This is a genomic window from Streptoalloteichus hindustanus (assembly GCF_900129375.1).
Lineage (GTDB): Bacteria > Actinomycetota > Actinomycetes > Mycobacteriales > Pseudonocardiaceae > Streptoalloteichus > Streptoalloteichus hindustanus.
Genome location: NZ_FQVN01000005.1, coordinates 221,971 through 241,922, shown reverse-complemented (window position 1 = coordinate 241,922; position 19,952 = coordinate 221,971). Strand labels below are relative to the sequence as shown.

Here is a 19,952-nt window from a genome sequence, read left to right as displayed (position 1 = left end):
CAGGACGTCCCCAGCGTCACCGGATCGGCCCAGTCCGCGCAGGGTCGAAAGTCCTCTTCGGACGCGGACATCCGACCGTCGGGCCGATGACCAACCACTCTTCTGGCCGAGACCGCGGTGGATGAGTGTGTGTGGTGTGACAGGAGAGACCGCGCAACCACCGCCGGCGGGGGCGGGCCAGAGGTGGCTCGTCCTCGTGCTGGCCACCCTCGGATTCGCCGTGAACTTCTGGGCGTGGGCCCTGCTCAGCCCGCTGGGCCCGCTGTTCCAGGACGAGCTGCGGCTCAGTTCCCTCCAGCAGGCGCTGCTGCTCGCCGTGCCGGTCATCGTCGGGTCGCTGGGCCGGATCCCGGTCGGCGCGCTCACCGACCGGTTCGGCGGGCGGGTGATGTTCCCGCTGGTGTCGGCGGCCACGATCGTCCCGGTGCTGTTCGTCGGGTTGTTCGGGCACGGCTCGCTCGCCGCCCTGCTGTGCGGCGGGTTCTTCCTGGGCATCGGCGGCACCGCCTTCGCCGTCGGTGTGCCCGTGGTCAACGCGTGGTTTCCGCCCCGCCAACGCGGGCTCGCGCTCGGCGTGTTCGGCGTGGGCATGGGCGGCACCGCGATCAGCGCGCTCACCACGGTTCCCCTGGTGAAGGCGGTCGACCTGACCGCGCCGTTCCTGATCACCGCCGCGGTACTGGCCGCCTACGCGGTGCTCGCCGCGGTGCTGTTGCGGGACGCACCGGGACGGCCGCGCATCACCACGTCCGTCCTGCGCCGGTTGACGGGCGCGCTGCGGCTGCCGATCACCTGGCAGGCGTCCGCGCTCTACGCGCTCGCGTTCGGCGGCTACGTCGCCTTCTCCGTCTACCTGCCGACCTATCTCCGCACCGCCTACACCCTCTCGCAGGCCGACGCGGCGAACCGGATGGCCGGGTTCGTGGTCCTCGCCGTCCTCGCCCGCCCGCTGGGCGGCTGGCTGTCCGACCGGCTGCACCCCACCCGGGTGCTCGGCGGCACGTTGGCCGTCGTCGTGGTCGCCGCCGCCGTGCAGGCCTTCACCCCGGACCTGGTGCCGGTCGGGACGATCGCCTTCCTCACCATGGCGACGGCGCTGGGCGCGGCCAGCGGCGCCGTGTTCGCCCTCGTCGCCCTGGTCACGCCGATCGAGCAGGTCGGAGCGGTGACGGGCGTGGTCGGCGCGGCGGGCGGCCTCGGCGGTTTCCTGCCCCCGCTGCTCATGGGCGCGTTCTACGGCTCGCTCCAGGACTACGGCCCCGGCCTGGCGCTGCTCGCGGTGTCCGCCGGCGTGGCCACCCTGTTCACCACCTTCTTCTCCCACCGCGCCACCGCCACCGCCTGAACCCCACGCGGCCGGGTAGATCTCGCCGGAGCGCCGGGGAAGTTCCTGTCGACTGTCCTTTGAGGAGGATCAACCGTGTTCTGCTTCCAGTGCGAGCAAACCGATCGGACCGGATCGTCTCCCGGGTGTTCGGGCACCCGGGGGAACTGCGGCAAGACCCAGCCCACGGCGGATCTCCAGGACCTCCTGGTGCACGCCGTGAAGGGCATCGCCCAGTACGCGAGCAGGGCGCGGGCCCTCGGCGCGGCCGACGACGACGCCGCCCGGTTCGTCCTCTTCGCGATGTTCACCACCCTGACCAACGTCAACTTCACCCCCACCCGGTTCGTCGCCCTGCTGCGCGAGGCGAAGGCCGTCCGCGACCGTGTGCGGGACCGCTACGAGGAGGCCGCCCGCGCCCGGGGGCAGCAGCCGGAGACGCTGACCGGACCTGCCACGTGGAAGGCGCAGCCAGACCTGGACGGTCTGCTCCGGCAGGCCGCCGAGGTGGGTGTCCGATCTGGACTGGACGTGGTGGGCGCGGACGTCGTCGGCCTCCGGGCACTGTGCCTGTACGGGATGAAGGGGGTGTGCGCCTACGCGCACCACGCCACGGTGCTCGGGTTGCGCGATCAGAAGGTCTACGCGGAAGTCGAGGACATCCTCTCGTTCCTCGCCGACGACCCGACCGATCCCGACGAGTTGCTGAGCCGGGCGACGCGCGTCGGCATGCTCAACCTCGACGTCATGCGACTGCTCGACGCGGCCAACACCGGCTCCTACGGCAGCCCCGAGCCCACCGCCGTCCGCACGACCCCCGTGGTGGGCAAGGCGATTCTGGTCAGCGGACACGACCTGAAGGATCTGGCCGTCCTGCTGGAGCAGACGGCCGGAACCGGGATCAACGTCTACACCCACGGCGAGATGCTGCCCGCGCACGCCTACCCCGCGCTCCGGGCGCACCCGCACCTGGTCGGCAACTACGGCGGCGCATGGCACGAGCAGCAACACGAGTTCGCCCGCTTCCCGGGGCCGATCCTGATGACCTCCAACTGCATCATCGAACCGCATCTCAGCTACCGGCACCGGATCTTCACCACCGGACCGGTGGGCTGGGCCGGCGTCCGGCACCTCACCGAGGACTTCGAGCCGGTGATCCAGGCAGCCAAGGCGATGCCCGGCTTCACCACGACCGAGCCGGAGAAGGTCGTCACCGTCGGATTCGCCCGGGACGCCGTGCTGTCCGTGGTCGACCGCATCGTCGAGGCGGTGCGCTCTGGCGCCGTCCGCCACTTCTTCCTCGTCGGCGGATGCGACGGGCCGACGCCAGGTCGGGACTACTACGGCGAGTTCGCCGAGAACGTGCCACAGGACTCACTCGTCCTGACCCTGGGGTGCGCCAAGTACCGCTTCAACCACAAGGACTTCGGGGACATCGGCGGTATTCCCCGCCTCCTCGACCTCGGCCAGTGCAACGACACCTACTCCGCGATCACCATCGCACTGCGCCTGGCGGAGGAGTTCGGCTGCGGCGTCAACGAGCTGCCGATGACGCTCGTGTTGTCCTGGATGGAGCAGAAGGCGATCGCGGTGCTCCTCACCTTGCTGGCACTGGGAATCCGCAACATCCACCTGGGGCCCGAGCTGCCAGGGTTCCTCACGCCGAGCCTCGCCGCGCGAATCGTCGACCAGTTCGGGCTCCGCACCACCGGTGAGGCCACCACGGACGTCGCACGGGCACTGGAGCGGCAGTAGCCATGGAGGAAACCTGGCCGGTGTCCCTGACCACCGCTGACGGAGAAACCCTGGACATCACGTGCGGGAACGACCAGACGGTGGTGGACGCCGCGGCGGACTCCGGGCTCTGGCTGCCGTCGCTGTGCCGTCAGGGAACCTGCGGATCGTGTCGTGGCACGGTGAAGTCGGGCGAGTACGAACTGGGAACGCACAATCCCGACGCGCTCCCACCGGGCAACAACCGTGACGTCCTCCTGTGCCGAACTGTCCCACGTGGACCCATCACGATCGATCTGCCCTACAGCCACGATCGAATCCTGCTCGACGGTATCCGCGTCCACAGTGGAAAGATCACGGAGCTGAGCCCGGTCACGCGCGACGTCGTCCGACTGGTCCTCCACCTCGATCCCAGCGCAGAGGGCACCCCCGGAAGCCAGTTCGACGCCGGCCAGTTCGTCCAGCTGGAGATCCCCAACCGCGACGTGAAGCGCTCCTACTCGATGTGCAACACCGGCAACTGGGACGGCCGCCTGGAGTTCCTCATCCGACTCCGCCCCGGCGGCGCGTTCTCCTCCTACCTGCGCGACGAGGCACGCGCAGGTCACCCGCTGGTCGTCCACGGCCCCCAGGGCGCCTTCGGCCTCCACGAAACCGGACTGAACCCCCGCTGGTTCATCGCCGGCGGCACAGGCCTGGGCCCACTGCTGTCGATGGCCCGCCGCATGGCCGAGTGGCAGGACCCCCAACCGGCCCGGCTACTGCTGGGTGTGAACGAGGAGTCCGACGTCTTCGGCACGGCCGACCTCGACGCCATCCGCGACCAGCTCCCCGATTTCGCATACGACATCTGCGTCTGGCACCCAACCCCAACCTGGGCCGGCCGACACGGCACCCCCGCCGAGATCGTGCGAAACGACCTGCGCACGACCCCAGCCCCACCGGACATCTACGTCTGCGGACCACCGCCCCTGGTCGACTCCATCATCGAAACGGCAACCGCATGCGGCATCGCCGAGAACCACATCTTCTTCGAGCGCTACCTCCCCAACTGACACCCCACCCACACGGAAACCCCCTCGTCAGAACGCCGACCAGTGCCTGGGGCGTGCCACCTCTCCCCTCAGACACGAGAGCCGGTACCGAGCCTCCCGCAACGCCGCCGGATTTTCGTCTCCCATACGCGTCACGAAGAGAGTCCACGCAGCTCACACAGATCAGCGAACGTGTCGAAGCCCGCCCAGTCCGTCACGTCGTGCCCGTAGGCCGCGACGAAGGTTCGGTAGTCCTGGCGCTCGATCCCCTTGAACCGCACCGCGTCCGCAGCGAGCGGCACCAGATCCCACTCCGGCGGACCGACCGAGACCGCTTCGAGGTCGAGCAGTACAGGTGCACGGCTCCCAGAGACAGCCGCGTTACCCTGCCAGGCATCGCCGTGAACAACGCTCGGAGGAAGCTCCGGCGGCAGCTCCTGCCATCGCTGGGACAGGTCTGCCAAGCGCTCGCGCAGAAACCTCCGCTCCGCAAGGGTGAGAAAGCGGGCCGTCTCGACGGTCTCGGCACATCGAGCGAGCGGGTCGAGCTCGGGCAGGCCCTCGCCCGACGGGCGAGGAGCAGCGTGCAACGCCCGCAGAACGGCCCCCAGCTCAGCCGGGGTAGCCGCCCGATGTTGGGGCAGCTCGACCCAGAAGGTCACTGGCCGCCGATCCACCATCACAAGCTGATGGATACCCGCGACAGCTTCGACTGCCGAGACGCCCTGTGTGCGCAGCCACCGCGAAACCTCGACCTCCTTGGCGGCCTGGTCCAGACGGCCAGGCCGCCCCACCCGGGCCACGGCACCACCCGCAACGCGGTACAGGGCGTTTGATCCGTTCCGGATCAGCTCAACGTCACGAACTTCAACACCAGCCACCAGCCCGGCGTGCAACACCAGGTCGGTGGAAGGGCCGACGCCACGGAAGCCATGCATCGATAGTGTCAGCCCTCGCGCAGAAGGGCAGTCAACTCACGATCCAGCTCCACCACCTCCCGCGGCGACCAAGAACCACGGCCTCGCCCTGGTCGTCGCGTACCACGGCATGACTTTCCCAGGACACGCTCAGTGCGGGACGTCGCCGCCCTGTACGGCTCTCACCCATTTCGCGGCCCACCCCGCTTCACGGTGCTCCCGCGGCATGGCCGCGAGCCCGGCCTGAACTTCTTGTCTTGCGCTGTTCTGTTGCCCGAGGAGCCAGAGCACCCTGCCCCGATACAACCCCCAGAGTCCATCCGTGTACCAGTAGCCCGCATCGGGCGGCTCCTCGGCCACCGCCTCCTCGGCGGCCTTGTCCGCCACGATGAGGGCGCGTTGAGCGGCGTAGGACTCCCCAGCCGCTGCATGCACCCGTGCGAGTTGGTAGCGGTCGTACATGCGGATGAGCGGGTGGACACGGCCATCCCGCAGCGCCTCGTCGATCAGTGCGGCGGCATCCTTGACCCGCCCCGCCTCCAACGCCGAGTACGCCGTGAAGCTGAGCCCGTGCGCCAACCGGTCGGGGTCGTCGGCCTGTCGCGCCAGTTCGACCGCAGTGCCCAGGCAGCGCGCTGCCCTGGACTGGTCGCCAGCGGCGAGTTCGAGCCACCCCCGGTACTGGCTGATCTCGCTGGCCAGGCGCACGGCTGGCGCTTCGAGAGCAGCTCGCGCTTCTCGCGCGAGCACCTGGCTGAGTTGGTGCACTCCGCGCACTGTGTCGAGCACTCCCCCAACACCCACGACGTCTTCCAGCCGTCGTGTCGAGCTGAGGATGGTGGCCAAGCTGGCGAGACTGGCACCGTCGACCCTGCGAGGGGCGGACGCCGCGAACGCGATGCGATCGAGGTCCACCCCCAGGGCTCGTTCGTAGGCCGCCACGTGCTGGGGCAGGACCGCGCGCTTCCCTGTTTCGAGCTGCCCCAGGTAGGGCTTGCTGTAGTTCGTCCGTTCCGCCATGCCAGCCAGGCTGACACCGGCCGTAGTGCGTGCAGCTCTGAGAACCGAGCCCATGTCGGCCATACGCACCAGTTTTGCAGACTCCCGCAGACGGCCGACCAGTTCCTGCCGCCGCTCGTGATCGAAAGAATTCCCTCCGGAAGCGAACGGGAGCACACCGGCCCCACGACGTTGGGAGGCGAACAGATGACAACTCTGTCATCGCTACCCCTACAGGCTCTCCTCGGCCTGGTCGCCGTGATGCTGCTGCCCGGCCTCAGATAGCCACCGTCCACCGGTCCGAACCGGGGCTTCCCCAGGCTCCGCGCGGATCGGTGGACGGTCGGGTCCCGCCACAGGGCGGCGGGGCCTCGGCGACGGGGGCGCGACACTGACGGGCCCGCGTCCCCGTCGCCGGCCAACTTCACAGCAAGTGACCACAGTGGACTGTCGGGAGGCGCTGTTGCTTGAGTTCGCGAGCAAGCTGATGAGGTACGTGGCACCGAGGCGAGCGGTTGTGCGGCGGCGGGTGCGGGTCAGGCTGCCCGCTGACCCTCTCGTCATCCTGGCGTACGAGCTTCGTATGAGGGCTCTGCGGGGTGGCCGGTGAACGTCGCGGACCAGCGGGCGGTGGAGGCGTTTCCGGAGTTGGGGCACCTGATCGCGTTGCGGAACCTGGGGTGGCGGTTCCTTCCTCCGCTGGTGCGGAACGGGCAGCCGGTGGAGGTGGACGGGTTCTGGGAGTGGCCGGACGGCCACCGGGACGTGATCGGCGTGCGCTTTTCCAGCGAGGTGCTCGGGCTGCGGATGACCGGCGACGACCCGCCGAGCCTGGTCTGGGAGAAGACCAGCAGCCTGATCGAGGTGGTCCAGTGGCTGTTGACCCTGCCACCACCGGGAGATCGACTCACGCCCAACCTGACCAGAGCTACCGCGCCGGCGCTGTGGACACCACCGCGCCCACTCGTCTGACACCCCGCCGCCTTCCCGGAAAAGGCCACGACGGCCTGGTTTCGAACGAGACCGCGAGTCCACCGAGTACGAGGGCGAACACCACCAGGGGTACCGCCTGCATTCAACAACGACCACAGGGAGGTTTATCGAACGCTCTACGACCGCACCCGATTACCGTACCCACCGTTACCCGCCAGGGTCGCCACGCCTGGCGGGTAACGGCATGAGTTTTCGCCCATTTACTCAGCCCCCACCCGAAAGAAGGATTGTTTGACTGCCGGCGACACAGGATTCTGACCAGGCCACCACATCCCGTAGAAAGTGCAGCCATGGCCGAAACGAACACCTCTGGCCCTGTCATCGGCGTCGCGACGGAGAAGGGCCCGAAGCGCCCGCTCAACGCCGACGCCCACGCCCATCACCAGTTCCACGACCGGCTCGCCGTCGCGATCGTCGACGGCACCGGTTCCACTCCGGAGGTCGCGGAGTTCGCGCAGCTCGCCGCCGCCACCGCGGTGAGGATCGCCGCGCGCCGCACGCCAGTGCGGGGCGTGATGATCGCGGCGGAGCTCTGCGAGGACCCGGCAGTGGAACACCCGGCGCCGAGCGGAACCATCGTCGTCGCCACCATGCTCCCCAACGGCGAATCCCTCGTCGCGTGGGCGGGGGACGCGGCGGCCTACGGCTACGACCCGGAGAAACAGGAGGTCACGCGGCTGACGACGCCGCACACTCAGGGGCAGATGCTCCGAGAGGAGGGGCTTTCCGACGAGGAGGCCCGGAAGTACGACAACGTCATCACCAACAGCCTGGCTCGCGCGTCGTACCACGGAGTGGAAAGCTTCGTGACCCACAGGCCCCTGCTCATTCTCGCGTCGGACGGAATCCACCGGCTCACCGACTCCGAGCTGACCGACATCGTGCGGGAACACTCCGGCGATCCGGAAATGTGCGCTCAGCAGATCGTGAAGGCCGGACGGGAGAAGAGCCGAGACGACATCACCGTCCTGGTGGTGCCACACCCGCATCCGAAAACCGAGAGGGGGTGACCACATGAGCGGCGGCAACGACGGTAACACCAACGACTACGGGGGTGACAACGAGAAGACGCAGCCGATCACGCCCGTCAAGAAGTGATCACAACGGAGGCCCCGACGCCGGGACCTCCGTCCATTGTGGACACCCAGACCCGGTTTCGCGCCTCACCGCGCGTGGTTGGGGAGCATGGCGCCGACCTCCCGGAGAATGCCGGACAGTTCGGGTTGCGGCTCGGCGGGGCGAGCCAGTGACCACACCATCACCCCCTCCTTGCGGGGGTGACGGCACGCACGCACGACCCGCCACCCCTGCCACCGGTAGTACCGGACCAAGCCGACGTTGTCGCCCGCACCGTTGGTCAGCACCCCACGTCGCACCCACGCGGCCCCGAGGCGGGCGGCCCGGTCCAGCGCCCAGAACGCGATCAGCGTCCCGACCGGATGACGGCCGTCGTGGTTGGGAAAGGTCGCCGTCGACTGCAACCACAGCGCCGGCTCGGTTCGCTCCTGCTCGGTCCACCCCAACTCCGGGGTTTCCTCGGTCGCCGTGGTGCAACCGAGCACCGACCGCCCGGCGGTGAGGACCCACACCGGCCACCCGTTGCCGATCTGGCCGCCGAGCACGTCAGCCATGCCGTGCCAGCTCACCCAACGGCCGTGCCCGTGAACGCGCATCCACTCGGCGCGCGCCCGCACCATGGCGACCACATCGTCACGGTCGGCGGGGACCGCAGGGCGCATCGCGTAGTACATGGGTTCTCCCCCACCTCCGACTGTCACTGCGTGAGCGCCCGCAGCCCCAACTCGGTCGCCAGGAACGGGAACAGCAGAAGGTCAACTGGACTCGTCCCCATCGTGTACCGCTCGTGTGCGGCCCGCAGTTGTTCGCCAGCAACATAGCCAAGGTCAACCAGAACCGAGTCCTTGATCAGCCGACCGAGCAAAGGCACTCCGTACTCACGCAGGCCGTACTCCATGATGTGCCGGAAGTTCTCCCGCAGCGGTGGATGCACGACGTCTCAGGAGAAGCCGAGACGGGCAAGTCGGTCCCGGCAGATCCGCTTGTTCCGTCGCCACTCGATCGGGAGCTGCTCTCCGAACCGGATCAGCCGCGGCGAGCATAACGGTGAGACAGGCCAGAGCCCGGCGTCGAGGAACTGCGGGGACCGGCAGGCGAAGCCCAGTAACGTGGCTTCGTTGACCACGCTCCGCGGGGCGAGGTCGCCCCTGAACGGAGCCGAGTTGCTCACGGACCCAGCTACCGTGGCGCCATACCGATCGTGGCGCGACACGGCGTGGCGACACGCAGTCGCGTTCAACGACTACATGCAGCCATAGCACCAAGAGGAGCCCGTGAGCACCAGCCCCGACAACCGTCGGCTCGAATTCGCCGACGAGCTTCGACGCCTCCGCCTCGAAGCCGGCCTGTCCGGCAAGCAGCTCGCGGGCAAGGCCCACTGGCACCCGTCCAAGGTGTCGAAGATCGAGAACGGCAGCCAGAACCCTACGGACTCCGACGTCTCGGCATGGCTCGGAGCTGTCGGGGCGCCGGAGGCCGTGATCGCGCGCATGCGCGACGAACTGCGTCAGATCCGAATCGCGGCGAACTCGTGGAAAGTGCAACTCCGATCCGGCCACGGCAAACGACAGCGCTACAGCGGCAAAATCGAAAACTCAGCCTCGACCATCCGGGCGTTCGAGCTCGTAGTCGTTCCCGGGTTGGTTCAGATAGCCGAGTACGCACGTCACGTCTTCACCTCTTCGGCAGAGTTTCAGGAAACACCGCACGACACAGACGAAGCGGTGCGCGTCCGACTGGAACGACAACGAGCACTGTACGACAGCGAGAAGCGAATCGAGCTGTTGATGTGCGAGTCGGCTCTCCGCTACTTCGTCTGCCCGCCAGAGGTCATGGTCGCACAGATCGACCGGATTCTGGCGCTGCTCAGCCTGCCCACGGTCAGGTTCGGGATCATCCCGCTCGACACGAGGCTGCCCGCAGTTCCCACCACTGGCTTCTGGATCGTGGGAAACCGGGTTCTCATCGAAACCGCGGATACCGAAATCAACACAGACTCTCCCGCCAGTCTGGCAACGTACCACAAGCTTGCCGACATGCTGTGGTCAGTTGCAGCCGAAGGTGATGACGCGCGACGCATTTTGGTCAAATGCGCGGCGTCCATCGCAGAAGCACACAGCGCCCGTCCCCGCGGGCACGGGGAGCAGACCTCAGAGTGAGCGGGCGAGGCGGAAGCCGAGGTCGTCGATGTGGAAGGTCGGGTGGCTCTTGCGGCGGCACGAGGCCCGGCAGCTGCGGGGGACGTCGTTCCAGCCGCCGCCTCGGAACACCCGGTACGGGCCGTAGACCCGGGGGTCGTAGAGATCCCAGCACCACTCCCAGACGTTGCCGATCATGTCGTGGAGGCCCCAGGGGTTCGGCGTCCTGGTCGCGACGTCGTGCGCCTCGCCGCCGGAGTTGGCCCGGTGCCAGGCGATCTCGTCCAGCTCTCCGTAGCGGACGTCAGAAGTGCCCGCGCGGCAGGCGTACTCCCACTCCGCCTCCGACGGAAGGCGGTAGCCGTCGGCGGTCCAGTCGCAGGTGACGTCCAGTGCGTCCGGGTCGTCGCCCGTGGTGTAGCAGGGTTTGAGTCCCGCCGACCGCGAGAGCAGGTCGCAGAACTGGACGGCGTCCTTCCAGGAAACCCCTGTGACCGGAACACGCGGTCCAGCCAGGCTTTCCAGCTCCTCGCCGCGGACAGCGCGGAACAGTTCGCGGGTCACCGGATACCGCGCCAGTTGGAAGGCCGCGACCTCCACCATCCAGTTCGTCTTCTTGCCCTCGTCGCGGAGGGTGATATCACCGGCCGGCAGCGTGACCATGTGTTCGGCGACCGCCTGGAACAGGGGCCTTTCCTGGTTCACCGCGAAGTCCTCCCCTGGGTGCGGCACCGGGAGCGGGCACACGCACGCATGCTTCGCACCCTATCTGTCCCCATGATAGACCGAATGAGGAATAATAGGGAGGGGGCGGTGAGCGCAGCGGACAGGAGGTCAGGGTTCGAGGAGCGGGTGGGTTCCCTCGGCTGCGAGCTTGTCCCCGGGGTTGACCAGGTGGCACTGGTCGAACGACAGGCACCCGCACCCGATGCACTCCGTGAACCGGTCGCGCATGCGCTCCAGCTTGGCGATGCGCTCGTTGATCGCCGTGCTCCAGCACTCGGAGGCCCTGAGCCACACCTCCCGGCTGGGCGCGGCGTCCTGCGGCACGAACTGCAACACGCCCTCGATCACCGAGAGCGGGATGCCCACGCTCTGCGAGGCGCGGACGAAGGCGAGCCTGCGCAGCACGCTGCGGTGGTAGCGGCGTTGGTTGCCGCTGGTGCGGCGGCTGCTGATCAACCCCTTGCGCTCGTAGAAGCGCAGGGCGGAGGTGGGCACACCGCTGCGCGCGGACAGTTCGCCGATCGTCAGCTCGGGAGCGAGCGTCTCGGAATGTGACACGGGACCAACCTAGCTTGACCTGAACCTTGGTTGACCTATGAGCCTGGTTCCCGAGGGCGCCGGACGTCGCCGCCCTGTGTGCAGCGAAGGGTCTTCCATGGCAACGAATCCACTCCGACTCGCCGTCATCGTCGGCAGCGTGCGGGAGGGCCGGTTCGGCCCGACCGTCGCGAACTGGATCACCGACCAGGCTCGCGGTCGTGCCGACTGGGAGGTCGAGGTCATCGACCTGGCCGAGATCGACCTGCCGATGTCGCTGCGGCCGCACGGCTCCGAGCTGACGCCCGAGGCGGCCCGCGCCCTCTCGGTGTTGACGCCCGGCCTGGACCGCGCCGACGCGTTCGTCGTGGTCACCCCGGAGTACAACCACAGTTTTCCCGCCTCGCTGAAGAACGCCATCGACTGGCACAACCGGCAGTGGCACGCCAAGCCGGTCGCCTTCGTCAGCTACGGCGCCATCTCGGGTGGCCTGCGCGCGGTCGAGCAGCTCCGGCTGGTCTTCGCCGAGCTCCACGCCGTCACGATCCGCGACACCGTCAGCTTCCACCAGGTATGGGACCGGTTCACGGCCGACGGACAACCGACCGATCCGACGGCCTGCGCGGCCGCCGCCAAGACCATGCTCGACCAGCTCGCCTGGTGGGCGCGGACGCTGCGCGACGGCCGCACAGCCCGGCCGTACACCGTCTGAGAGGGGGATCGCCATGACCGACACCGTCACCGAGTGGATCAAACGGCACGCGCACCCTCTGTCCACACAGGACGCCTGGGCTCCGCTCGATGACCAGTCCCCGTGGGGCGACATCGTGGGCGACGCCCCTCTCGTGGCCCTGGGGTGCTCCACGCGGCAGACCCACGAGCTGTCGACCACCGCCCACCGGGCTCTCCGCTTCCTGGTCGAGGAGAAGGGATTTCGCACTCTCGCCCTCGAAGGCGACGACCCGGAGCGGCTCGGGCTCGACGAGTACGTGCGCACCGGTGACGGCGACCCCCTCGCGATGCTCGCCGAGGCACGACCGTTCCTCCGGACCGGGGAGATCCTCGACGTCGTCACGTGGATGCGGGAGCACAACGAGCGCCACCCGCACGACCAGGTCCGCTTCGCCCGACTGCCCGAGGGGGCCAGGCTGGAGCCCACGACCCGCCGCGAGCTGGAGAGGCAGCTCGCGGACGACGTGCTCTGGTGGCACGAGCACACCGGCGACAAGATCGTCTACTGGGGTGGCATCGCCCACACGGCGGTGGCTCCCGGCAGCCTCGGCGGACACCTGCGTGAGCGCTTCGGAAGCGGGTACCTGTCCGTCGGACTGACCTTTGAGGACGGTGCGCTGCCCTGGCCGATCACCGCCCCGCCCGCCGACTTCGCCGAAACCCCGCTGAGCGCCACGGATCTCGACACGTTCCTGCTGGACCTGCGCGTCGCGCGCCCCGAAGCGGTCCGGGCCTGGCTGGAGGCCCCGACCAAGACCCGGATGATCGGGCCGACCCAGGACCCGCTGGAGCACCTGTCCGACGGTGCGTTCGGCGACTGGTTCGACGTCGTCGGACACCACCGGCACGTGACCCCCGCTCACCTCATCGCCGGTTGAGGCGGGCGTTGTTGGCCCGGTGTCGCTGCGGACTGACGCCGCGTTCTCGCTTGAACGCGGCGCTCAGTGCGAACGAGCTGCCGTACCCCACCTGGCGGGCGACGGCGCCGATGGTCGCGTCGGGTTCGCGCAGCAGGTCGGCGGCCACGGCGATGCGCCATCCGGTCAGGAAGGTCATCGGCGGTTCACCGACCAGTTCGGTGAACCGCCGAGCCAGCAGGGCACGGGAGACCCCGACCTCGGCCGCCAGCGCGGCCACCGTCCACGGGTGCGCCGGGTTGTTCTGCAGGAGCCGCAACGCCGGGCCGACCACGGGGTCGCCGCTGGCCCGGTACCAGGCCGGGGCGTCGGCCTCCGGCCGGGCGAACCAGGCCCGGAGCGCGGCGATGAGGAGCAGGTCCAGCAGCCGGTCGAGCACGACCTCCTGACCGGGTTCGTCCTTGACGACCTCGGCGGCGAGCAGGTCCAGCAGCGGGGAGTCCCACGCGCTGCCGGGCAACACCACCAACTCCGGGAGCGCGCCCAACATCCGTTGGCTCATCGCCCCCCGCATCCCGTAGGTCCCGGTGACCATCACCGCTGATCCCCGGAGGTTGTTGCCCCAGGTCCGGACGCCGAGGCTCATCGCCTCCGCCAGGGGATCACCGTCCACTGTGGTGCAGATCTGTCCGGGGTGGATGATCACCTGCGGCGGTGTCGCCGGGTCGTCGGCGACGGTGTAGTGCCCGGGGCCGCGCATGATCGCGACATCGCCGGCGGCCACGTGCGCCGGCTCGCCGCCGTCGAACGTCACCCACGCCTCGCCCTCGGTCATCGCCATGAGCGTCAGCGGCGCTTCGTCCCGGACGCGGAGCGACCACGGCGGCTCCAGCACCGACCGGACGAAGAAGGCCCCTCGGGCCCGGGGGCCGTCGAGGAGCCCGGCGAGCGCGTCCATGTGCCGAGTGTAGACGCTCGATTATGTTCTCTGGCTTCTCAGCTATGGATCGTCCAGGGCCTGGGCGCTTGACTGATGGCGTGACGCCCGGGCCGGCTCGCGCCGGGGCCGCTCGACGATCTTCCGAGGAGAACGCCATGTCCGGATTCCTCCGGTGCGCCGTGATGATCGCCGCGACGGTGAGCACCGGACTCGTCGCGGGCCTGTTCTCCGCCTTCTCGATCGCGGTGATGCCCGGTCTCGGGAAGGTGGACGACCGGGGCTTCGTCGCCACCATGCAGTCGGTCAACCGGGTCATCCTCAACGGCTGGTTCCTGGTGGCCTTCGTCGGGACGCTGGTCTTCGCCGCCGCGGCCGCGCTCCTCAACCTCGACAGCGACCGCCGGCCGGTGCTGCTGTGGGTCGTGGCCGCGTTCGCGCTGAGCCTGGCGACGTGGATCATCACCGCGGTCGTCAACGTGCCGCTCAACAACGAGCTGGAAGCGGCGGGAAACCCCGACCAGATCCAGGATCTCGCCGCGGTGCGGCAGCGCTTCGAGGCCGTGTGGGTCCGGTGGAACGTCGTCCGCTCGCTGACCTCGACGGCCGCCTTCGGCTGCCTGGTCTGGGCACTCGTCCTCTACGGCCGGGTCACCGGCAGGGCCGGGACGTGACCCGACGGACGACGAACGACGGACAGGCAGGCGGTGGCCCGCGCTCGGCGGAGCGCGGGCCACCGGTCGATCAGTGACGAGTCAGCTCGGCGGCGTCAGGTCCTGCGGCCCTGCACGCCGAAGTTCAGGCCACCCCACTGCGTGAGGCCGGAGAAGACCTCCTTCTCCCAGGTGTGGGCGAACAGTTGGAACTGCTGGCGGTTGTCCGAGGCGAACGGGATCACGATGCGCAGGACGTGCGGACGGCCGCCCTCCACGCCGCCGCTGACCGGGAGCGACCGGCCGTCCGACGCGACGTAGGTGGCCGAGAGGGGTTGCGCGGACGTGATGTTCAGCGTTCCGCGCCAGCCGTCGTGGTTCATCGCCCACCGGCCGATCCAGTCGTTGGCGACGAAGCCCCGGGTGGGCCGGCCCGGCAGGTCGGACCGGGACAGGCTGACGCCGAAGGGAATGCCGCTCCACGTGGTCGTTCCCGCCGCGTTCACCTTGTCCCAGCTGAACAGGTAGGCGTGGAACTCCTGGCCCCGCCGCGCGCCCGGCTCGACCCGGTCGGTGGTGTCGGCGACCCAGAAGCGCAGTCCCTGTCCGTTTTGGACAGTGAGCCCGTTGACGTCGTAGCGTCGACCGTCCCGGTAGTAGTTGCCCAGCTTTGTCGGCTGTCCCTGGCTGGACCGGTAGCCGGTGGTGCGGCGGATCACCAGGTCGCCGCGCCAGCCGTCGTGGTCCATCTTCCACCGGCCGATCCACCCGGCGTCCCACTGCGGCGCGGCGTTGCGGTCGTCGACGTCGATCACGTACCGGCCCGCGAGGATCGGCCAGTCCTTCGAGTCGTAGCCCAGCTCGATGAACCTGCCCTCGCCCCAGGAGTTCTTGACGACGTAGACGCGGCGCCTGCGGTCGAAGCCGACGATCAGGACGCAGTGGCCGGGAACGTCCGCCACCACCTCGTGCCCACCGGCGATCACCGACTCGATCTGGCTCGACGACGGCGACCACGGTAAGGCGCCGAACCGCGTGACCCGGTACCTGGCGAAGTGCCGGGCCCGGGTCGACACGTTCGCCTCCAGGTACTCGAAGGCGTCGAGCTCCTCCTGCGTGGAGTTCCAGTCGAGGTTCCCGCAGGCCGGGGTGCTCGTCCTGAGCCGGTCCATGTCCGCGCCCGAGAGGTAGGGCACGAGGGACTCCTCGGGGATCGCGGCCCTGGCGAGCAGGTCCACGATGTCGCTGCTGCCCTGGAACCCCCAGTAGGAGCTGTTGTTCTCGTGCCGGGCCGGGTTGGTGACGTAGTCGGGGTAGAGCTCGCCCGCCTTGCCGATGTGGAAGGCGTAGTGCTCCGACAGGTCGAGCTCGACGCCGTACTTGCGCTTGTAGGCGGCTTCCATCCCGGCGACGGCCGCGAAGGCGAAGCACGTGCCCCGCGCGCCCTGGTTCCGGAAACCGGTCTGGTACTGGGTGAGCAGCACGATGTCGCCGGCCAGCTTCCGCTCCGGGAGCTGGACGAGGCCCTCGCGCCGGGCGACCTCGTCGGCCCGGGCGATGGCACGCCGGTGGGCGACCGGGTCACCGAGCCGGTGCCGGTTCGCCGCGGCCAGGTCCTCGAACCGCGGCCGGGCCGCGGCCTCGACCGGAGCGGCCTCGTCCGCGGTGGCCAGACCCGGGGTGGCCAGGCCCGCCGAGGCGGCCCCGGCGAGGGCGGCTCCGCTGATCCCCAGCCGCAGCGCGTCACGACGGTTGAGGTGCTTGTCAGACTGCGTGTCAGACACGGTTTCTCCTTCGCGCCTGTTCGGTGAGCTGTCTGTCTACTGAGGACTGACGTCCACTGTGGACAGTTACCGGAGAGCGACTGGGCCGCCGCCCTACACCTGCGGCTGGGACTGGGGCCCCGGCTGGGGGTGGGCGGTGCGGACGTACTGCCGGACCAGGCGGAGGTTGGCCAGCGCCTCGTCGATCAGCGGCAGGGTCTGCGTCTCGGTGCCGGCGCGCACGTGCTCCAGGTGCGTCCCGATCCTCGCGTGGAGGCGCTTGGCCCGGTCGGCGCCGATGTCCTTCACGCAGAGCCCGACCGGGTCCCGTCCCTTTCCGCGGTAGGTGCCGCAGTCCGGCGGGGAACTGCCACCGGCGCTGTCGTCGAGCATCGCGATCGGCAGCGCGCCCCTGCCGTAGGTCGCGCGTTCGACCTGCGCGGCCTGGGCGTAGATGGCGGACAACACCTGGCTGCTGTCGCTGTTGCCGATCAGTCCGTGTGTTCCGAAGGCCAGGGCGTGCAGCTCGTCGTCGGTCTCCCTGGCCCTGGGCAGTCCCAGTTGGACATATGCCTGGTAGAGCCGCACCTGGTTGTTCAACGCGTGCGACTCGGCGGGGTCCGCGTAGTCCCTGGCCGCGACGGTGGCCACGAGCTCGTAGAACCTCGCCCTGCGCTCGCTGAGCGCCAGTCTCGCCTTCTCCGCGCCGGCGTTGGCCACCGTCGACGCCGCGCCCGCCTCCCACTTGACGCCGTCGGTCAGCGAGGCAGCCAGATCCCCCGTGCACGGCCCTTCGGTGCCGGGCGCGCCCTTGGTCTGCCAGCTACAACCGCGCTTGTAGGTCTTGGTGGCCCGCTCAGTGCGACCGTGCTCACCGTGGACCATCGTGTGGAACTCGACGTCCAGAACCAGGTCCGCGACGTTGCGGTAGATCCAGGTGTCCGGGTCGGTCCGATCGGGCTTGGTGACGATCGGCGCGTACAGCGTCCCGGTGCGCCAGTAGACCTTGGTGTAGCAGACGGTCGGCTGCACGCCGGCGTCGATCTGTCGGCTCAGTTGCATGGGCGCCGGTAGCTGCGTTCCGTCAACGAACGGGGGTTTCGGGCCGCTGGGCCCGCTTCCGGCGCAGGGCGTCGCCGTGTTCGGCATGCCGAGCCCGTTGATCGCGCCCGGCGGAAGGCCCTGGTTGACATCGCCCCAGAGCTGGAAGTGCCGCCCCGGTTGCATCACCGGCTCCCGCGTTGCGAGGTTCTCGGCGGCGTCGGCGAACGCCCCCAGCTTGGCGCGGTAATCGTTCGCCAGTCCGTCGAACAGGGCGGTGCCCGCCGTGCCACCCGGAGCGGAGAACTGCTTGGCGTGGTTGAGAACCATCATGCCGTTCTCGATGATGTCACCCGCCCGCGCCTGGTCCTTCCCCTCCTGCCCGGCCAGCTTCGGGTTCTGCACGGCGGTCAGGTAGTACGCCCTGGCCGCTTCGGCCCACAGGTCGACGTTGGGGACCATCGCGTCCGCCGCGGCGACGTCGAACCGGGTTCCGTAGTGCTGGTTGGCGTAGTTGGCCAACCAGTCGACCGCGCCGGCTGTGCCGCTGGAGGTGAACGCGATACGGGCGTCGGACTGCCGGAAGTCCTTGAACACGTAGTTGTTGTTGCGCGCCGTGTGCTTCGCGGTGGTCAGGAAGTTCGTGACGGCGGGGAAGTACTGCGTCTCGTAGGAGCTCATGGGTTTGCCGTTGTTGTAGCGGGCGAAGTCCACGTAGGCGCCCACCGCCTCGGCGAAGCTCTGGCCGTTGGCGTCCTTGATCCCGGCGAGGGCTCGCTCGCCGAACGCCTGGACGGCGGCCTGCAGGCTCAGCAGCTGTTGGTGCACATCGGCGATGCTGGCGTTGGTGTCCTGGATGAGGGTGACGACCTGGTCGAACCGCGACTGCATCGTCTGGTAGATCGTGTTCAACGCGACGTCGATCCGGTCGAACCGCAGGTTCATGGTCTTGTAGATGGTCCTGAGGTTGGCGCGGATCTCGCCGAAGCCGTCGACCAGCAGCTTCACCACCATCTGCTGCGCGGCCTCGTCGTTGCTGCGTCGTCCGCCGAACAGTCCGGCGAAGATCTGCACGATCCCGACGACCGCGCCGATGGCGGCCCCGACGTAGCCGAGGGTGGCCGCGCCGAGCGCGGTCGTGGCGGCCAACTGGCCGACCGCGGTGACGAGGTTGTTGACCTGGGTCGCGATCTCGAAGGCGGCCGTGGTGTACTGCGCGAGCTGGTTGCCGAAGCCCTCGTCGAAGTGCTTCACCACGCCGACGACGAAGTCGGCCCCGCCCTTGACCTGGTCGATGAGGTGCTGGCGGGTCTCCTGGTCCTTCTGCTCCCGCTCGACCCTGGCGGCGTCCGGGGGTTGGCGCGTGGTGCCCGGCTTCCCCTCCTGGACGCTGACCAGCCGCAACCTGTCGACGAGCGGGCTGGTGACGGCCTCGTAGCGTTGCCGCAGCGCGGTGACCTGCGACCGCACCTCCTGGTAGAACGCGGTCTTCCCGGCAGCGCCCCGCTCGACCAGCGCGTCCACCTTGAGGACGTCGCGCAGCACCGGCAACGACTTCAGCGCGGCCACATTGGCCGTCGGGTCCACACTGTACGGTTGGCCCGGTTTCGCGGCGCCGATCTTGTCCCGCCAGACGCCGGCGAACGCCGGGTCGGTCGCGGCCCGTTGGCGCACCGCCGCCAGCAGACCCCACTCGAACTTCGTGAAGGCGACGTTGAGGTCGAGGCCCTGCTGCGCCCCGTAGACCCGGCCGAGGGTGGTGAGGCTGACCGTGCTGCCCGGAGCGAGGTCCCGGCCGGTCACCACGCCGAGCAGCTCGGTCATCCAGGTGCCGGTGATCTGCGTCCCTGACGTGTCGTAGACGATCTCGGTGATGCCGCGCAGCGCCTCGGCGTGCGGGCCGCGGGCCTTGGTCTGGCTGAGCCGTTTGTCGATGGCCGACCGGACCGCGTCGAGATGGGACGCGATCGCGCCGGCGTCCACGTTCGGGTTCTTCGTCCGCCAGTCCAGCAGTTCGGCGCTCGTGATGATGGTCTTGTCCAGCTCGACGCCGGTGTTCTTGACCTGGACGGCGGTGGCGAACAACGCGTCGCCCAACTGCGCGTCGGTGAACTTCACCGGCGGTTCGGCCGCGGCGGCGGGTTGGACGAGTCCCGTCAGCAGCGCCGCGACGACCCCGGTAACCAGCGTTCCCCGCCACGCCAACACATGGCGGCGGCCTGTCCCCCGTGATCCCCTCATGCGTCGTCCCCGGCGGACAGGTCCACCAGCGAGAACGGTAAGACGGCCTTGTCGAGAGCGGTCATGTCGCGTGTCCTCCCGAAGGCGACAGTGTTGCCGTGACCCTCCCGGCAAACACGCGACGGAGCTATCCCCAGAGTTGGGGATTGCCAGGTGCTCGTCCCGCGCGGATCAGCTCTTTCGCGAGCGGGCGGCCAAGTCGGGCCGGGGATTCCGCGAGCGGCCGCGCACAACCACTCGCGGAATCCC

19 protein-coding genes are annotated in these 19,952 nt (G+C 69.1%); 10 read left to right on the top strand and 9 right to left on the bottom strand.

Translation table 11 applies throughout. The features are described 5' to 3' along the window. Window positions 1-136 precede the first annotated feature (136 nt). The 3 genes from BUE43_RS17090 (at window position 137) to BUE43_RS17080 (ending at window position 4,113) form a co-directional block, all read left to right on the top strand. Window positions 137-1,345, top strand: a complete 1,209-nt coding sequence (locus BUE43_RS17090; protein WP_234995769.1) for an MFS transporter — start codon at window positions 137-139, stop codon at window positions 1,343-1,345. 75 nt (window positions 1,346-1,420) lie between these two features. Then, window positions 1,421-3,079: a hydroxylamine reductase gene (hcp, locus tag BUE43_RS17085; protein ID WP_073484288.1), complete on the top strand. Its 1,659-nt coding sequence runs from the start codon at window positions 1,421-1,423 to the stop codon at window positions 3,077-3,079. A 2-nt stretch (window positions 3,080-3,081) separates the two neighbouring features. Beyond that, a complete protein-coding gene (locus tag BUE43_RS17080) occupies window positions 3,082-4,113 on the top strand; it encodes a 2Fe-2S iron-sulfur cluster-binding protein (protein WP_073484286.1) in 1,032 nt (343 codons plus the stop codon). Between the two features lie 131 nt (window positions 4,114-4,244). On the opposite strand, the gene BUE43_RS17075 is transcribed toward BUE43_RS17080, so the two are convergent. Further along, the gene (locus tag BUE43_RS17075; RefSeq protein WP_083959761.1) at window positions 4,245-5,030 is read right to left on the bottom strand and encodes a phosphotransferase enzyme family protein; all 786 of its coding nucleotides are present in this window, start codon (window positions 5,028-5,030) and stop codon (window positions 4,245-4,247) included. A gap of 129 nt (window positions 5,031-5,159) precedes the next feature. Then, window positions 5,160-6,029, bottom strand: coding sequence for a helix-turn-helix domain-containing protein (locus tag BUE43_RS17070; protein WP_234995767.1), 870 nt, complete (start codon window positions 6,027-6,029; stop codon window positions 5,160-5,162). Window positions 6,030-6,614: 585 nt separating this feature from the next. Between BUE43_RS17070 and BUE43_RS17065 the strand changes: the two genes are divergently transcribed. Then, complete coding sequence (locus tag BUE43_RS17065) at window positions 6,615-6,980, top strand: hypothetical protein (RefSeq protein WP_073484283.1); 366 nt, start codon at window positions 6,615-6,617, stop codon at window positions 6,978-6,980. Window positions 6,981-7,291: 311 nt separating this feature from the next. Next, window positions 7,292-8,011, top strand: coding sequence for a PP2C family protein-serine/threonine phosphatase (locus BUE43_RS17060; RefSeq protein ID WP_073484281.1), 720 nt, complete (start codon window positions 7,292-7,294; stop codon window positions 8,009-8,011). Between the two features lie 153 nt (window positions 8,012-8,164). On the opposite strand, the gene BUE43_RS17055 is transcribed toward BUE43_RS17060, so the two are convergent. Then, the gene (locus BUE43_RS17055) at window positions 8,165-8,752 is read right to left on the bottom strand and encodes a hypothetical protein (RefSeq protein WP_083959759.1); all 588 of its coding nucleotides are present in this window, start codon (window positions 8,750-8,752) and stop codon (window positions 8,165-8,167) included. A gap of 23 nt (window positions 8,753-8,775) precedes the next feature. Then, window positions 8,776-9,012: a hypothetical protein gene (locus BUE43_RS17050; protein WP_073484279.1), complete on the bottom strand. Its 237-nt coding sequence runs from the start codon at window positions 9,010-9,012 to the stop codon at window positions 8,776-8,778. Between BUE43_RS17050 and BUE43_RS35975 the strand changes: the two genes are divergently transcribed. Both BUE43_RS35975 and BUE43_RS17045 read left to right on the top strand, forming a co-directional pair. Then, the gene (locus BUE43_RS35975; protein ID WP_407697126.1) at window positions 8,975-9,337 is read left to right on the top strand and encodes a DUF6879 family protein; all 363 of its coding nucleotides are present in this window, start codon (window positions 8,975-8,977) and stop codon (window positions 9,335-9,337) included. The two genes, BUE43_RS17050 and BUE43_RS35975, sit on opposite strands and share 38 nt — an antisense overlap. A gap of 15 nt (window positions 9,338-9,352) precedes the next feature. Then, complete coding sequence (locus tag BUE43_RS17045) at window positions 9,353-10,237, top strand: helix-turn-helix domain-containing protein (RefSeq protein WP_073484277.1); 885 nt, start codon at window positions 9,353-9,355, stop codon at window positions 10,235-10,237. Here BUE43_RS17045 and BUE43_RS17040 read toward each other — a convergent pair. Then, window positions 10,229-10,879 carry a formylglycine-generating enzyme family protein gene (locus BUE43_RS17040; protein ID WP_073484939.1) on the bottom strand — a complete coding sequence of 217 codons (651 nt, stop codon included), beginning with the start codon at window positions 10,877-10,879 and terminating at the stop codon, window positions 10,229-10,231. The genes BUE43_RS17045 and BUE43_RS17040 overlap by 9 nt on opposite strands. A gap of 171 nt (window positions 10,880-11,050) precedes the next feature. Then, on the bottom strand, window positions 11,051-11,500 hold the full coding sequence (soxR, locus tag BUE43_RS17035; RefSeq protein WP_073484275.1) for a redox-sensitive transcriptional activator SoxR: 450 nt from the start codon (window positions 11,498-11,500) through the stop codon (window positions 11,051-11,053). Between the two features lie 97 nt (window positions 11,501-11,597). Here soxR and BUE43_RS17030 point away from each other — a divergent pair, with 97 nt between their 5' ends. Both BUE43_RS17030 and BUE43_RS17025 read left to right on the top strand, forming a co-directional pair. Continuing rightward, on the top strand, window positions 11,598-12,191 hold the full coding sequence (locus BUE43_RS17030; RefSeq protein ID WP_073484273.1) for an NADPH-dependent FMN reductase: 594 nt from the start codon (window positions 11,598-11,600) through the stop codon (window positions 12,189-12,191). Between the two features lie 13 nt (window positions 12,192-12,204). Further along, window positions 12,205-13,089, top strand: a complete 885-nt coding sequence (locus BUE43_RS17025; protein ID WP_073484271.1) for an erythromycin esterase family protein — start codon at window positions 12,205-12,207, stop codon at window positions 13,087-13,089. Here BUE43_RS17025 and BUE43_RS17020 read toward each other — a convergent pair. Then, window positions 13,076-14,026 (bottom strand): AraC family transcriptional regulator, encoded by a 951-nt coding sequence (locus BUE43_RS17020; protein WP_073484268.1) that lies wholly within the window; start codon window positions 14,024-14,026, stop codon window positions 13,076-13,078. The genes BUE43_RS17025 and BUE43_RS17020 overlap by 14 nt on opposite strands. A gap of 137 nt (window positions 14,027-14,163) precedes the next feature. Between BUE43_RS17020 and BUE43_RS17015 the strand changes: the two genes are divergently transcribed. After that, the gene (locus tag BUE43_RS17015; RefSeq protein ID WP_073484266.1) at window positions 14,164-14,679 is read left to right on the top strand and encodes an anthrone oxygenase family protein; all 516 of its coding nucleotides are present in this window, start codon (window positions 14,164-14,166) and stop codon (window positions 14,677-14,679) included. A gap of 95 nt (window positions 14,680-14,774) precedes the next feature. Here the strand turns inward: BUE43_RS17015 and BUE43_RS17010 are convergent, their stop codons facing one another. Together BUE43_RS17010 and BUE43_RS17005 are read right to left on the bottom strand one after the other, a co-directional pair. Then, window positions 14,775-16,442 (bottom strand): C1 family peptidase, encoded by a 1,668-nt coding sequence (locus tag BUE43_RS17010; protein ID WP_073484264.1) that lies wholly within the window; start codon window positions 16,440-16,442, stop codon window positions 14,775-14,777. A 93-nt stretch (window positions 16,443-16,535) separates the two neighbouring features. Beyond that, window positions 16,536-19,703: a hypothetical protein gene (locus BUE43_RS17005; RefSeq protein WP_143174212.1), complete on the bottom strand. Its 3,168-nt coding sequence runs from the start codon at window positions 19,701-19,703 to the stop codon at window positions 16,536-16,538. Between the last annotated feature and the right edge of the window lie 249 nt (window positions 19,704-19,952).